Raw genomic sequence first — 14,119 nt, forward strand, 5'->3', positions numbered from 1 at the left:
GCTACCACCAGGTGCCCGGCCGGCCCGATCGTATTTCACTCGGGTCCGAAATCACCCCTTGGACTCGCGCCGACCCCTTTTGGGAATCACGGCCGAGCCGGCCGGGCTACGATCCACCGAGATCTGTAGCCTGGCCGGCTCGGCCGTGATTCATCATTGGGTGAGCGAGATCATCGGGCGACCCGCCTTGACCGAGAGGGGTCGAGCCTGTACTTTACTGGTCAGCTATTTAACCTTAAGGTAAATTACGAGTGTTGGCCGATCTTCTTCGTAGCGAGGTCGCGAGCCGATCGTGTGCCTCAGGTCAATCGGGGGGAGAATCAGGATGTGGAAAAAGGTTCTCATCGCGCTCGCGGTGATTGTCGCCGGCTTTGTCGGCGTCGTTGCGATGCAGCCATCCGGGTTCCGCGTGGAGCGAACGGCGACCATTTCCGCCCTTCCCCCGGCGGTCTTCGCACGTGTCAATGACCTTCACCAGTTTCAGACATGGTCACCCTGGGCGAAACTCGATCCTGCGGTGAAGATGACCTTCGAGGGACCGTCGGCAGGAACGGGGGCCATCTACCGATGGGCCGGCAATACCGACGTTGGTGAAGGAAGCATGACGATCACGGAGAGCCGTCCCAGCGATCAGGTCAGGATGAGGCTGGAATTCCTGAAGCCGTTTTCGGCCACCAACACCGTGGAGTTCACGTTCAAGCCAGAGGGTGACCACACCGCCGTGAGTTGGAGCATGGCCGGCAAAAACAATTTCGTTGCGAAATTATTTCAACTGTTTATTAGTATGGACAAAATGGTTGGCGGTGATTTCGAGAAGGGGCTGGCGCAACTGAAATCGGTGGTAGAAGGCGAGTCCACGCAAGCCACTGTCTTCAAGAGTGGCTACGCGCCCGTGAACGGGCTCAAGATCTATTACGAGATTCACGGCGCCGGTCGCCCGTTGGTTCTGCTTCACGGTGGCGGATCGACGATCGAGACCTCATTCGGAAAAGTCTTGCTCCCCTTTGCGAAGAACCGGCAGGTCATCGCCTTCGAGCAGCAGGGGCATGGACGCACCGCCGACGTCGATCGCCCCTTCAGCTTCGAGCAGTCGGCGGACGACACCGCCGCTCTGCTTCGGTATCTCAAAATCGAACGAGCCGACTTCTACGGCTATAGCAATGGAGGCAACGTCGCCCTCCAAATCGCGATCCGGCACCCGGAACTGGTGCGTAAGCTCGTTGTCGCCGCGGCCATGTTCAAAAATGACGGCCTCGACCCCAAGCTTCGAGAGTCGCTCAAGCATGCGTCCCCTGAGGATATGCCAGCAAGTTTACGAGAGGCTTATCTCAAGGTGGCGCCGAATCCTGAGGCATTGCCCACCTTTGTCGCCAAGTGTGCGAAGCGCATGCTGGAATTTGAAGACTGGCGAGAGGAGGACCTCCGGTCGATCGACGCACCCACGATGGTCATGATCGGGGATGCCGATGTCGTCCGCCCCGAGCACGCCGTGGAGATGTTACGCCTGCTCCCCCTTGGCCAACTTGCCGTGCTTCCCGGCACGGATCACATGACGCTTGTGGAACGAGACGATTTGCTGCTCGCGATGATTCCGACATTCCTCGATTCACCCATGCCAGTACTCAAGGAGAATCAGGCACATGACCACTGATGGGACTCGTTTGGCCACGGATCCATCCGAGCGAGAGGTCTTGATCACTCGCGTTTTCGATGCACCTCGTGAGCTCGTGTTTCGCGCATGGACCGATCCGGAGCACCTGACCCGTTGGTTTGCGCCGACCGGCTGCACGACGCAGTTCCGCGAGTTCGATCTCCGCCCGGGAGGCGTCTTTCACTCTTGCGTTCGAAGCCCCGAGGGACACGAGTGCTGGTGCAAGGGGGTCTATCGCGAAATCGCCAAGCCCGAGCGGATCGTCTATACGGTTGCCATCTCGGATGCGAATGGCAACCTGGTCGGTCCTGCTGAAGTTGGAATGGACCCGGACTGGCCGAGAGAAACGATCGTGACGGTGACGTTCGCCGAGCTCGCGGGGAAAACGCAACTCAGCTTGCATCAGACCGTACTCGAGTCGCTAGCCAAGCGCACCGGAGCTCATCCGAGTTGGCTCGAAATGCTCGACCATCTCGCTCTGGACCTGGCGAACAACGTGCTGCTGTAAGCCGATCTGCACGGAAGCGGCAAGGTGGTCGCAATCAGAGTAGAGACGACAGACCGACGACGATCAGGCGAATGGATGGCCTGATCGTCGTGATCTCGTTTCCGGCGTTGGCTCAGGCGCTTTCCTTCTTACGTTCCGCCGCTGACTTGGCAGGGGTCAGTGGGAGCGGAGGCGTGTCGAAGAGGTTTTTTTCCTTGCGGACGACCTCGGGGGTTACCACGAACCGCCCCTTCTCCTTGGCCGAGCGATCGGGCAGCTCGTACATGATCTCGAGCATGATCTCTTCAACGATCGATCGCAGTCCGCGAGCGCCCGTGTCTTTGGCCTTGGCCTTCTTGGCGATCTCGATCAGGGCCTCGGGGGTGAACTCGAGGTCGGCCCCTTCCATCTCGAAGAGCTTGCGGTACTGCTTGACCAAGGCGTTGCGGGGCTCGGTCATGATCTGGACCAGGGCGTCGACATCCAGGGGCATGAGCGGGCAGACCACCGGGAGCCGGCCGACGAACTCGGGGATCATGCCGAACTCGAGGATGTCGTCCGAGGTGACCTTGTCGAGCAAGGAGCCGAGCTCCACGTTGTGCTCGGCTTCCGACTGGCTGCCGAAGCCAATGGTCTTGCGGCCGACGCGACGGGCGATCAGGTTGTCCAGGCCGACGAACGTGCCGCCGCAGATGAACAAGATATTCGTCGTGTCGAGCTGGATGTACTGCTGCTCAGGGTGCTTCCGCCCGCCTTGAGGCGGCACGTTGGCCACCGTCCCCTCGAGCATTTTGAGGAGGGCCTGCTGCACGCCCTCGCCCGAGACGTCGCGGGTGATCGAGACGTTGTGGCTCGTCTTGCCGATCTTGTCGATTTCGTCGATGTAGATGATCCCGCGCTGGGCACTCTCCAGGTCGAAGTCGGCGGCATGGAGCAGCTTCAGGAGGATGTTCTCGACATCCTCACCCACGTATCCGGCTTCGGTCAGCGTGGTCGCGTCGCCAATGGCGAAGGGCACGTTGAGGATCCGGGCGAGGGTGCGCGCCAGGAGGGTCTTGCCACACCCGGTCGGCCCCATCAGCAGGATGTTCGACTTGTCGATTTCGATCGGGCTATCGGAGTCTTCGCCATGCACCAACCGTTTGTAATGGTTGTGAACGGCCACCGAGAGGACCTTCTTGGCGCGGTCCTGATCGATGACGTAGGCGTCGAGCTGTTCCTTGATCTCACGCGGGGTTGGAATGTCGGTGAAGAGGGTCTTGGGGACACCCCGTCGCCGTCGCTCTTGGTCGAGGATCGACTGGCAGAGCTCAATACATTCGCCACAGATGTAAACGTCGCCTGGTCCTTCAACCAAAGGGCCGACGTCGCGATAGCTCTTACGGCAAAACGAGCAATACGCGTTCTTCTTGTTGCCACCGGTCGTGCTCGTCGGAGCACTGCCGCCGCCGCCCCGCTTTCCGCCTCCGCCCGACGACCCACCACCCGTAATGTCCTTACCCGATGGCATGCATAATCCCTTTCGCCCCCCGTTGGGGGAGACGCCCTGCCGGCGCAAAAGCGGCCGGGCGGTGAGTTTGGGTCCGCTTCAGTCTTGCGGTGGAGCGTCCTAATCCCGCGGCATTATTCAGGTTGAGAAGTGGGCCGTCGACGTAGCCGCTTCCTGCGGCGGCCCAATCCAACAACGGCCGCCTCAAGACAATCCGTTTCCACCAGTCTCTTGAAGTGATCAAGAGCACCCTCGTCATCCGCCAACTGACCCATTCTAGAGTACGATTTCACTCCGAGCAAGGCCGCCGGAAGGAATCCAGGCGCGAACGAGACGCTGTTGCGGATACTCCGCTACGGTCGGTTTGTGTCACCTGTCCGACTGGAAATCGTGGAAATCCGCCTCGTGTTTGGCCATCCAGGAGACGAGACGCCGGCTCGCCGCCCCAAAGGTATAGGCGGCGAGTTTCTCGGGAACTTCCCAGACCGCTCGGACCAATCCCGGTCCTGGATTCAGCTCTTCACTCAGCCCCGTCGCCGCATAAGCGTCGAGCTTGACGCGATGCTTGGTCACGCTATACCGGACGGTCTGCACGACCGGCCCGACTCGAACTCGGGCACCCGTGAATCGACGGATTCCCTCCGCCAGATCAACGGGGTCCGCGAACGACCGCCCCGCGGGATCCACTCCGTTGAGGTGGATCGTCGGAAATTCCCAGAAATGTTCCCAGAGCCGACCGGGTCCGCGCTGGACGATCAGGACCCGACCGTCCCTGACGACCAGACCGCAGGCCTCCGCCACCTCCAGTGGAGGGGATTTGGGAGTGGTCGTCGGTACCAGATCCTGAATCCCCAGGATCCGCGCCCCACATTCAGCGGCGACTGGGCAGACCAGGCAGCTTGGCGAACGTGGAGTGCATAAGAGAGCGCCGAGTTCCATGAAAGCCTGGTTGAATACACCGGCTCCTTGGGAAGGGACGAGGCGTTCCGCTGCCTCCCAGAGGCGCGCTTGGGACCGGCTCGATTTGAGGTCTTCGCGCCAGGCCAGCCAGCGGGACAGCACGCGTTGGGTATTGGCCTCAACGATCGGGGCAGGCTGATCGAAGGCAAACGAGAGAATGGCGCCCGCGATGTAGCGGCCGACTCCCGGCAACGCCCGAATCGTATCGGGGGTTGTGGGGAACGTCCCCCCGTGCTCGGTCACCACCGCGCGGGCCGCCGCGTGAAGTTGCCGGGCGCGGCGGTAGTACCCCAGGCCTTCCCAGGCCTTGAGCACCTCGGCTTCGTCAGCAACGGCCAGTGCCTGGATTGTGGGGAACTGGTTCAGGAACCGCTCGAAGTAAGGGACCACGGCGGTGACCGTCGTCTGGACCAGCATCATCTCCGAGACGAGGATGCGGTAAGGAGTCTGATCCGTTCGCCAGGGCAACGGGCGTTTCGCGTGCTCGTACCAGGCCACGAGCCGTTCGCGTACCCGGGAGCCCCAGTTCGGGTCAAGGTCGGGACCTGGCGAGGGCTCCGCCGCCAGCGGATCATCTTTTTCAATCTTTGACTTACGGGGACGTCCCACGAAAACCCGGCTCCCTCATCCTCATTCAGGGCCGCGCGGCGGCAAAAAAAGCCGAGGACGCCACGACCCAGCGGTGCATTGTAGGCGCAGGGGAACCGCCGCAGCCGGAACTGCCCAGGTGGCTCCGCGTTTTACCGTCCCGGGTGTGACCGCACACGGGTTCCGAAGACGGAACCCGTGGCGGCTGGTAATCCCTTGGTCTTCGAATATCCGAGATCCGGCCACACAATATGCGAGGCCGTTCGCGAACCTGAATCGCCTGAGCTCAGGCGGCTCGACCGCTCCCCTTCTTCGAGGACTTTGCCCGTTCCTCGAAGATCTGGCCGATCGACTCGACGACGTGCCGTTGGGCTTCCTCGGCCAGTTCCGGATACATCGGGAGGGCCAGGGTCTCGTTCGCGGCGGCTTCCGAGTGGGGGAAGTCGCCCGGGGTGTGACCCAGCGAGGCGAAGCAGGTCTGCAAGTGGAGCGGGACCGGGTAGTAGATCTCGGTGCCGATCCGACGCGCGGCGAGTTGCTCGCGGAGCGAGTCACGGACGGCCGAGGGGACCCGGATCACGAACTGGTTGTAGACGTGGAACCGGTCGGTCGACTCGCTCGGCAGGCCGATCTCGCGGGTCGACTTTTGACCATCGAAGAGATTCTGGTAGCGTTCAGCGACCGTGCGCCGGCCTTCGGTCCAGGCGTCGAGGTGGCGGAGTTTGACCCGGAGCACGGCGGCTTGGAGGGCGTCGAGCCGGGAGTTGAAGCCGACCTCGTGGTGATGGTACTTGGGTTCCATGCCGTGGACCCGGAGCCGTGCGATCCGCTTGGCGAGTTCGGGGTCGTCGGTTGTGACCATCCCGGCGTCGCCGAATCCCCCCAGGTTCTTGGAGGGATAGAAGCTGAACGCGGCGGCCGTGCCGAGTCCGCCGGTACGCCGCCCTTTGTACGATGCGCCGATGGCCTGGGCGGCGTCTTCGATGACCGCGAGCCCATGCTTCTTGGCGATCGCGGTGATCGGGTCCATGTCGGCCGTCTGGCCGTAGAGGTGGACCGGGATGATGGCCTTGGTCCGGGGCGTGATCGCCGCTTCGATCAGGGCCGGGTCGATATTGTACGTGTCAGGGTCGATGTCGACGAAAACGGGCTTGGCCCCGGTCCGCCAGATCGCCCCGGCGGTCGCGAAGAACGAGTAAGGGGTCGTTACCACCTCATCGCCAGGGCCGACCTCCAGCGCCATCAAGGGCAGGAGCAGCGCGTCGGATCCGGAGGCGCAACCAATCCCGTGCCCGGACTCGCAGTAGCTGGCCACCTCGGATTCGAGGCTGGAGACCTCGGGGCCGAGGATGAAATACTGGCTCTCGATCACGTCGCGGACCGCTCGCTCGATCTCGTCGCGAATGGTCTGATACTGCGCCTTCAGGTCGAGGGCGGGGACACTCAAGGACTCAATCGAGAGACTCATCGCCATCACTCCTTTGAGGCCCCGGACCGTACCCGAGGCGGTTCTCCATCCATGGAGAAAATCGGCCGACGCACGCTAGTCCTTCGGTCGATTTGTGTCAAGAGAGGCCATAATCGCGGGAGCTTCAGGAACTCCATGATGGCCCATCGGTTCGTAAAGCTTTGCCAGGTCATCGGATGAGGCGAAAGCGGGGGCTTCGTCATCACTGTCGAGTCGGGCGATCCGTTTGGCGACAAGCTGCTCCAGTAGCGGATCGGGGCCCAGCGCGGGGCCGAGACGGAATTCGACACCAGGATGGGCCTGCCTCAAGGCATCCCGGGCGGCGGTCAGGTCCCGAAGCAAGTGGACGCCCGCCGAGAGAAAGTAGGGAATCATCAGGACCCTGGTGGCGCCTTGGGCCACACAGCGTCCGCCGCCATCGAGGATGTCGGGCTCGGCGAGTTCGAGGAAACAGGGTTCAACGATCGAATGCTCCCCCCCCTCCATGACCCGGGCCGCAAGCTGGTGGAGGTCATCATTGGCCGGCGCATGCCGGCTCCCGTGGGCGATCAGGAGCACGGCGGTCAGGTCTGCGGTGGGCGCCATCAGTTCGGGCTCGTCGATCCTTCGCGAATTCAAACGGGAGGCGGCAAGGACTCGCGAGGAGTCCTGCCGCCTCCCATTCTAATCATGAGGTCCGCGCGACGATCAAGGTGGATCACCGTATCGCGATCAGAAATGTCCCTATGAGTTCAGTCGGGAGCGACGCCAGCCATTTTCGCTTTGGCCCGCAGCAAGGCATGCTCGTGAACCAGTTGGTCCATTTCCTTTTCCAGTGCCTTGATCAGTGCTTGCACTCGATAGTGCTTGGCGACCGTTGGTGCAGGCGAGTTGACTGGCACTGCGGACTGTGACTCTCCTGATGCCGTTCTCAGCTTTTCGTCAAACTTCTTCTCTGTGGGTCCCGTTTGCAAGCTCGTTTTCGTATTGGCGGCCGGATGTTGTAGGCCCGTGATCTGACGAAGTTGGCGGAGCCTGTCCGCGACCTCCGCGTGGACCTCATCGGTGTGACGGATGATGAGACTGATGCTCAGGAAGAATGGAGTGACAGAGCCAATCGGTCCTGTTTTGTTGAGCGGTTTTGGTTTCGTGGCCAACAAGTCCTGAGTCGGAATGTTCCAACTGCCAGGGGCGACGGATGATGTGAGAAGTTCGATCAGGGGCGCAAAGTCGGCTTTGGGCCGGTTACCCGAGGGGGGAGCCTTTTCGCTCCCGTTCACAGTCACGGTGGAGAGAAGGACCAGGTCGCCGACGTAGTAGGTCTTTGTGGAGGTTCTTGAATGCGACTCCCGATCGGTGGATTCGACCTGGTCCGCTTGCGGGGGCTTAGCCGGAACGGCCTCGCCAGGCGTGTCGTCCGGTGCTTGGACGGCGAGAGCCACGACACCGGTCATCACGAACCCGGCCATGATCGCCACTGCGACAGCGGTTTTCAGCTTGGTCACCCACATAGCGCTCAGGACTCCTTCCATAAGCGCGGCCACCGGGACCGAGAGGAGCCCGGACTTTGCCGCTCGACCTGCCACGATTCGCATCGCGGTCTGGATTGTTTCTTCCGTCAAGACTCGGGGAATCGTCGCCGCAGTGGCCTGGCGCGAGGTCCCGATCAAGAAGCCGGTGGAGAGGCCGATACCCTTGCGTGTCAATCGATCCCGCAAGAGTAGACGAGCCCGAGCCATCCGGCTTCGCACGGTGCCGACCGGGCATCGGAGCTGTTCGGCGGCCATTTCGTGGGTCAGGCCCTGGAAATAGCAGAGGACGATCGGGGCCCTGAGCCGCTCGGGGAGTCGTGCGAGTTCGTCATGGAGCAGCGGCGGAACGTCGTGCCCGTCGAGGTCTCCCAAAGGGGCCTGAGGGTCCAGGTCCGCCCTGGTGTTCTCCCGCCTGGCGCGGAGGCCCCGGTTCGCCCTGGCCCGGATCGCCACGCGATAGGCGACCGAGTAGATCCAGGGTCCGAGCGAAGTCTCGAGCTGAATCGAGCCTGCCTTGCGGACGAGGATGAGGAGGGTCGCTTGAAACGCGTCCTCGACGTCGTCGCGGTCGTGGAGCAGGTTGCGGCAGACGGTCAGGACGAGTGGGCCATGCCGGGCGAGTAACGCCTCGAAGGCGGCTTCGTCACTTCGGGCGGCGAACCGCTCGAGGAGTTGACCGTCGGTCAAGCCGGCGAGGGTTCCGCCGTGGAAGATTCGCTGAATCTGCGGGAGGACCGCGCCGCCGAGTCCGTTCGCCATGGCCGCTGATACTCCGTTTGAGAAGGCTCTGACAACTCAGATAATGCGGCGAAGCCCGGTCTCAATCCCGTTTTTTTTGAAGATTCACTCATTGTGGGAACCAGTCGCCCACCCGGCCGTGGAACCCGGGGAGCAATTCACCCCCGTCGAATTCCTCGCTGGTCGTAAGAACATCGAGGACGCTGCCTTGATTCACTGTAACAAAGTACGATCCGCATTGGGTGCATCGCACGGGCGTTACGTCCTGACACGCATCGTGTGATTCCCGGAGCGTAGAGATCTCGCGTCGTGACCTCCGCCCGGGTCGGTCTTAGTAGACCAATCCGATCCACTGACTGAATGACTCGGCACGAGCCAAGTCTTCCAGTTGCTGAACTGTGTCCTGGGCTGACGTCTTTCCCGCTTTGGGATCAGGACGCAACCGGTCACGTTCACGTACGAGATCCTCGATTTCCTGTTCCAATTCCTCGATAAGTTTGCGAGCGCGTTCACCCCCCTTGATGGGGCTTGCCGCGGGAGGGTCACTCGGCGGGGGCATCACCATTTTCTTGGCGGTGCTGTTTGGCATGACGGTGTAGGCGTTTCGCTGATGCACCAAGTGACGCAACTGAAGGAGTCGAGCTGCGACCTCTTCATGGACTTGCGGGGTATGGCGGACGATGATACTGATACTCAGCGGGAACGGAGTGATCGAACCAATTGGCGTAATTTGCTCCGGAATTTTCGGTGTGATTTGCGCCTGGGATTCGATCGTTTTATAACGTGTGGATTGATCGTCCGCGATCGCATCGTTGATTTTCCAGGTGCCAGACGCTACTGTGGATGTAATCAAATCAATAACTGGGACCATGTTGGCGTTTTTATGGTCCTTTGTGCCGATGATGTCACCGACGTAGTAGGTCCTAGGGTAGGTCTCTGACATCGAGTTTCGAGTGTTGGAGTCAGCCGGGGAAGTTTGCGGGCGCTTGGCCGGAACTGTCTCGTCAGGCTTATCATCCGGCGCTTGAACGGCGAGAGCTACGACGCCAGTCATAATGAACCCGGCCATGATCGCCAATGCGATGGCGGCCTTCAGTTTGGTCAACCACATTGTGCTCAGGACTCCTTCCATAAGTGCGGTCACCGGGACCGACAGGGCCCCGGACAGTGCCGCTCGACCTGCCGCGATTCGCATCGCGGTCTGGATTGTTTCTTCCGTCAAGACTCGGGGAATTGTCGCCGCAGTGGCCTGGCGCGAGGTCCCGATCAAGAAGCCGGCGGAGAGGCCGATACCCTTGCGCGTCAATCGATCCCGCAAGAGCCGACGAGCCCGAGCCATCCGGCTTCGCACGGTGCCGACCGGCCATCGGAGCTGTTCCGCGGCCATTTCGTGGGTCAGACCCTGAAAATAGCAGAGGACGAGCGGGGCGCGGAGCCGCTCGGGAAGTCGTGCGAGTTCGTCGTGGAGCAGCGGCGAAATGTCATGCCCGTCGAGGTCTCGCAAAGGGGCCTGAGGGTCCAGGACCGGCACGGCGTTCTCTCGCCTGGCGCGGAGGCCCCGGTTCGCCCTGGCCCGGATCGCCACGCGATAGGCGACCGAGTAGATCCAGGGTCCGAGCGAAGTCTCGAGCTGAATCGAGCCTGCCTTGCGGACGAGGATGAGGAGGGTCGCTTGAAACGCGTCCTCGACGTCGTCGCGGTCGTGGAGCAGGTTGCGGCAGACGGTCAGGACGAGTGGGCCATGCCGGGCGAGTAACGCCTCAAAGGCGGCTTCGTCACTTCGGGCGGCGAACCGCTCGAGGAGTTGACCGTCGGTCAAGCCGGCGAGGGTTCCGCCGTGGAAGATTCGCTGAATCTGCGGGAGGACCGCGCCGCCGAGTCCGTTCGCCATGACCGCTGACACTCCGTTTGAGAAGGCTCTGACAACTCAAATAATGCAGCGAAGGCCGGTCTCAATCCCGTTATTTCTGAAGATTCGCTCATTGCGGGAACCAGTCGCTCACCCGGCCGTGGAACCCAGGGAGCAATTCGCCCCCGTCGAATTCCTCGTCAGCCGTAAAAACGGTGAGTTCGCTCAGGGCGTGGTACACCGTGACGGTCCGTGTTCTCGGTTTCACGATCCAGACGGCCTTGGTTCCCGCACCAAGCCAGTCTGCTACTTTTTCGTCGACCTCCTCGACAGTGTCACCCGGCGAGACGACCTCGACCGCCAGGTCTGGTGCGCCTGGCCAGAAGGCCTTGGGGAGGCCGGTTTGCGGGAGCCTCTCGCGGCGAACGAATGCGATGTCCGGGGCTCGTACCGTGTCAGGATCGGTGGCGATCTTGAAGCCGGTCTCTGCCCCGACGACGACACCGAGTCGATGTTCCGTCACGAACTGGTCGAGGGGGCGAGCAATCCTCATGATAATGAATCCGTGCTCGAATCCCGCTGGTGACATCGATCTTAACTCTCCTCTCACCAGCTCATGTCGAACTCCGGTGTTCGGCATTTTCCAAAGTTCGTCCGCGGTTGTAGCGTGGGAAATGCTCATGATTGCCTCGGGCAAAGCTGTCGATGTTCGTTTAGTCTTTCTTGGGGCGATACCAGACGACGTTGTGAGTGGAACCGCCGACGGCGACGATGTCGGGAGTGCCGTCTCCGTCGAGATCACCGCCGCGAAGATCCTGGGCGGCGATGGCGGTATCGATGACGGTCCGGTTCCAGGTTTTGCCGTCGAAGTCATAGCCCAGCAGGCTGGTGCCCTGGCCGCGATAGCCGGCGAAGACCTCGTCGTCGCCGTCTCCATCCACGTCGGCCACCCAGAGGGCGTGGCCATCTTTCAGAGTCGAGTCGATCAGGGTCCGGGGGCCGAACTTGGGGAAAAAGTTCAGTTCTGTCGGCACGGATTCGTAGATAGCGACATCCGTTCCATGCCAGGGTTCGACCGTGGCCAGGAACTCGCGGCCATTCTTGAAGTGGCCCATGTGGACTTCGCTGGCACCGACCTTGGGGGCGTCGCCAGGCGCACCCGGGACGAGCGGATTTGTGGCGTAGAGCTCACCCCCACTAATCGCAGCGACGTAGGTGATGGTCACTCCGAGGTTGCTTGCCGCGACAACGAAAGGAGGTAGGTTTGGCCGAATCACGGCGACTTCGATGGCATGGATCACCGGGACTCTGCCAATTTCACTTGCCAGTGAGGGTTCCTGCGGGGTTTTTCCCGGGTAGCCGAGCCGCGGCCTCGGATCGATTGGCTTTGATGACTGCGCTCCGCCACCCAATTCGCCCGTTTGGATTCCTCCTCCGCCCAAACCTCCTCCGCCACCCAATCCGCCACCGCCTCCAATGCCTCCGCCTGGGATCCCGCCACCGCCTAATCCACCTCCGCCGCCCAATCCGCCTCCGCCACCGTTGCGAGGAACCAGGTCTTTGGGCAAATAGACATTGAAGAGGGTCAGGTGCGCGGGTTCCTCGGCGAAGAGGGGCGGTTTGGCCGATGGGCCGAAGATAGGTGCAACAACCAGCGCCGTGGATCTCATCAAGCGTACGTCTTTGGCAAGCTTTGGATCGGCGGGGGGTGATCCGAGGTGGGCGGAATTCTTGCCAATATAACCCTCTCTATGCATCCATCGAATTCGATGGATGCTGGGGACATCGGCGACCGGCACGAGCGCCCAGGGGTCGTCGAGCCCTTTGCCGGGGTGCGCCAGCAAGAGCTTTCCCTTAGTCGGCTGGTTCATGGAGAATTCGTAGCCGATGGCGATCTCGGCCTTGCCGTCGCCGTCAAGGTCGGCCGTGGCGGTGCTGATGATGCCGGGAGTCTGCTTCGGATTGGTGACGATCCGCTTCTTCCAGGTTGGGTTCTCATACCAGGCGCAGGTGCCGCCGCCGAGGGCGACGACGTCGGGTTTGCCGTCGCCGTTAACGTCGGCGACCTCGACCTGGTAGACGCCCGGGAAGTGGTCGTCGATGACGATCCGCTCGAATTGTGGAAGGGGGCGAGGGTCAGCGGCAACGCAGGGCACACCGCACCAAAGGCTGATGGGAAGCAGGAACGCGGCCACGGATCGAGACGAGAGTCGGGACCTGGTCGCGTTGATAAATCTACGGAGTTTCACAGGATGAGCCTTTTTGGTGTCAAGTAGTAAGCAGGGTTTGCGTTGGTTTATGGTTGCCCCGTCTGGCGGGGGCCTGAGGGTCCAGGTCCACCACGGCGTTCTCTCGCCTGGCGCGGAGGCTCCGGTTCGCCCTGGCCCGGATCGCCACGCGGTAGGCGACCGAGTAGATCCAGGGACCGAGCGAAGCCTCAAGCTGAATCGACCCCGCCTTGCGAACGATGAGGATGAGGAGGGTCGCTTGAAACGCGTCCTCGACGTCGTCGCGGTCGCGGAGCAGGTTGCGGCAGACGGTCAGGACGAGGGGGCCATGCCGGGCGAGTAACGCCTCAAAGGCGGCTTCGTCATTGCGGGCGGCGAACCGCTCGAGGAGTTGACCGTCGGTCAGCCCGGTGAGGGTTCCGCCGTGGAAGATTCGCTGAATCTGCGGGAGGACCGCGCCGCCGAGTCCGTTCGCCATGGCCGCTGACACTCCGTGCGAGAAGGCTCTGCCCACTCAGCTGATGCGGCGAAGCCCGGTTTCAATCTCGGTTTCTGCGAATTCTCTTGAGGTTCAGGGGGCGAACACGTCGGACACGCGGTAGCGAAATCCGGGCAGCAGTTCACCCCCGTCGATTTCGTCGTTGCCCGTGAGAACGACAACGACATTGGGGGCGCTGTAGACCGTGACGGTCTGCGCCTTTGGCTTCACGATCCAGACAGCCAGCGCCCCGGCGTTGAACCAGTCGGCGACCTTCTCGTCGACTTCCTCAACGGTGTCGCCCGGAGAAACTACCTCGACGGCCAGGTCAGGAGCGCCGGGCCAGAAGGCTTTTGGGAGGCCGGTTTTCGGGATCCGCTCCCGGCGGATGAATGCGACGTCGGGGGCACGCACCGTGTCAGGATCGTTCGATATCTTGAATCCGGTTTCCGCCCCGAAGACTTTGCCGAGTTGATGAGACTTGACGAATGGTTGGAGAGAACCCGTGATTTCGGCAATGATCGATCCATGCTCGCTTCCTGCTGGAGACATGGATCTTAGCTCTCCTCTCACCAATTCGTGACGCATGCCAGAGTTTGGCATTTTCCAAAGTTCATCCGCGGTTGTCGCCTGGGAAATGCTCATGATTGCCTCGGGCAAAGCTGTCGATGT

Annotated in this window: 12 protein-coding genes; 2 read left to right on the forward strand and 10 right to left on the reverse strand. The window is 61.8% G+C overall.

The genetic code is table 11. The features are described 5' to 3' along the window. Nucleotides 1–325 precede the first annotated feature (325 nt). On the forward strand, nucleotides 326–1,651 hold the full coding sequence (locus tag V5E97_RS29130) for an alpha/beta fold hydrolase (protein WP_406695070.1): 1,326 nt from the start codon (nucleotides 326–328) through the stop codon (nucleotides 1,649–1,651). After that, on the forward strand, nucleotides 1,641–2,159 hold the full coding sequence (locus tag V5E97_RS29135) for an SRPBCC family protein (protein WP_406695071.1): 519 nt from the start codon (nucleotides 1,641–1,643) through the stop codon (nucleotides 2,157–2,159). The genes V5E97_RS29130 and V5E97_RS29135 overlap by 11 nt, the downstream gene beginning before the upstream one ends. A 112-nt stretch (nucleotides 2,160–2,271) precedes the next feature. Here the strand turns inward: V5E97_RS29135 and clpX are convergent, their stop codons facing one another. From clpX to V5E97_RS29185, 10 genes are all read right to left on the reverse strand, one after another. Next, nucleotides 2,272–3,648, reverse strand: a complete 1,377-nt coding sequence (gene clpX, locus V5E97_RS29140) for an ATP-dependent Clp protease ATP-binding subunit ClpX (protein ID WP_406695072.1) — start codon at nucleotides 3,646–3,648, stop codon at nucleotides 2,272–2,274. A gap of 348 nt (nucleotides 3,649–3,996) precedes the next feature. Further along, nucleotides 3,997–5,196 carry an A/G-specific adenine glycosylase gene (gene mutY, locus V5E97_RS29145; RefSeq protein WP_406695073.1) on the reverse strand — a complete coding sequence of 400 codons (1,200 nt, stop codon included), beginning with the start codon at nucleotides 5,194–5,196 and terminating at the stop codon, nucleotides 3,997–3,999. A gap of 265 nt (nucleotides 5,197–5,461) precedes the next feature. Continuing rightward, nucleotides 5,462–6,643 (reverse strand): DegT/DnrJ/EryC1/StrS family aminotransferase, encoded by a 1,182-nt coding sequence (locus V5E97_RS29150; protein WP_406695074.1) that lies wholly within the window; start codon nucleotides 6,641–6,643, stop codon nucleotides 5,462–5,464. A 75-nt stretch (nucleotides 6,644–6,718) separates the two neighbouring features. Beyond that, nucleotides 6,719–7,228, reverse strand: coding sequence for a sirohydrochlorin chelatase (locus V5E97_RS29155; RefSeq protein WP_406695075.1), 510 nt, complete (start codon nucleotides 7,226–7,228; stop codon nucleotides 6,719–6,721). A 146-nt stretch (nucleotides 7,229–7,374) separates the two neighbouring features. Next, nucleotides 7,375–8,913 (reverse strand): RNA polymerase sigma factor, encoded by a 1,539-nt coding sequence (locus V5E97_RS29160; protein WP_406695076.1) that lies wholly within the window; start codon nucleotides 8,911–8,913, stop codon nucleotides 7,375–7,377. A 310-nt stretch (nucleotides 8,914–9,223) separates the two neighbouring features. Beyond that, the gene (locus V5E97_RS29165; RefSeq protein ID WP_406695077.1) at nucleotides 9,224–10,783 is read right to left on the reverse strand and encodes an RNA polymerase sigma factor; all 1,560 of its coding nucleotides are present in this window, start codon (nucleotides 10,781–10,783) and stop codon (nucleotides 9,224–9,226) included. 88 nt (nucleotides 10,784–10,871) lie between these two features. After that, nucleotides 10,872–11,423: a Uma2 family endonuclease gene (locus V5E97_RS29170; protein WP_406695078.1), complete on the reverse strand. Its 552-nt coding sequence runs from the start codon at nucleotides 11,421–11,423 to the stop codon at nucleotides 10,872–10,874. 31 nt (nucleotides 11,424–11,454) lie between these two features. After that, nucleotides 11,455–12,990 (reverse strand): FG-GAP repeat domain-containing protein, encoded by a 1,536-nt coding sequence (locus tag V5E97_RS29175; protein ID WP_406695079.1) that lies wholly within the window; start codon nucleotides 12,988–12,990, stop codon nucleotides 11,455–11,457. 19 nt (nucleotides 12,991–13,009) lie between these two features. Next, nucleotides 13,010–13,447: an RNA polymerase sigma factor gene (locus V5E97_RS29180; RefSeq protein ID WP_406695080.1), complete on the reverse strand. Its 438-nt coding sequence runs from the start codon at nucleotides 13,445–13,447 to the stop codon at nucleotides 13,010–13,012. Between the two features lie 93 nt (nucleotides 13,448–13,540). Continuing rightward, entirely contained in the window at nucleotides 13,541–14,092 is a 552-nt protein-coding gene (locus tag V5E97_RS29185) for a Uma2 family endonuclease (protein ID WP_406695081.1), read from the reverse strand. Between the last annotated feature and the right edge of the window lie 27 nt (nucleotides 14,093–14,119).

This window comes from Singulisphaera photorubra (assembly GCF_045290345.1).
GTDB lineage: Bacteria > Planctomycetota > Planctomycetia > Isosphaerales > Isosphaeraceae > Singulisphaera.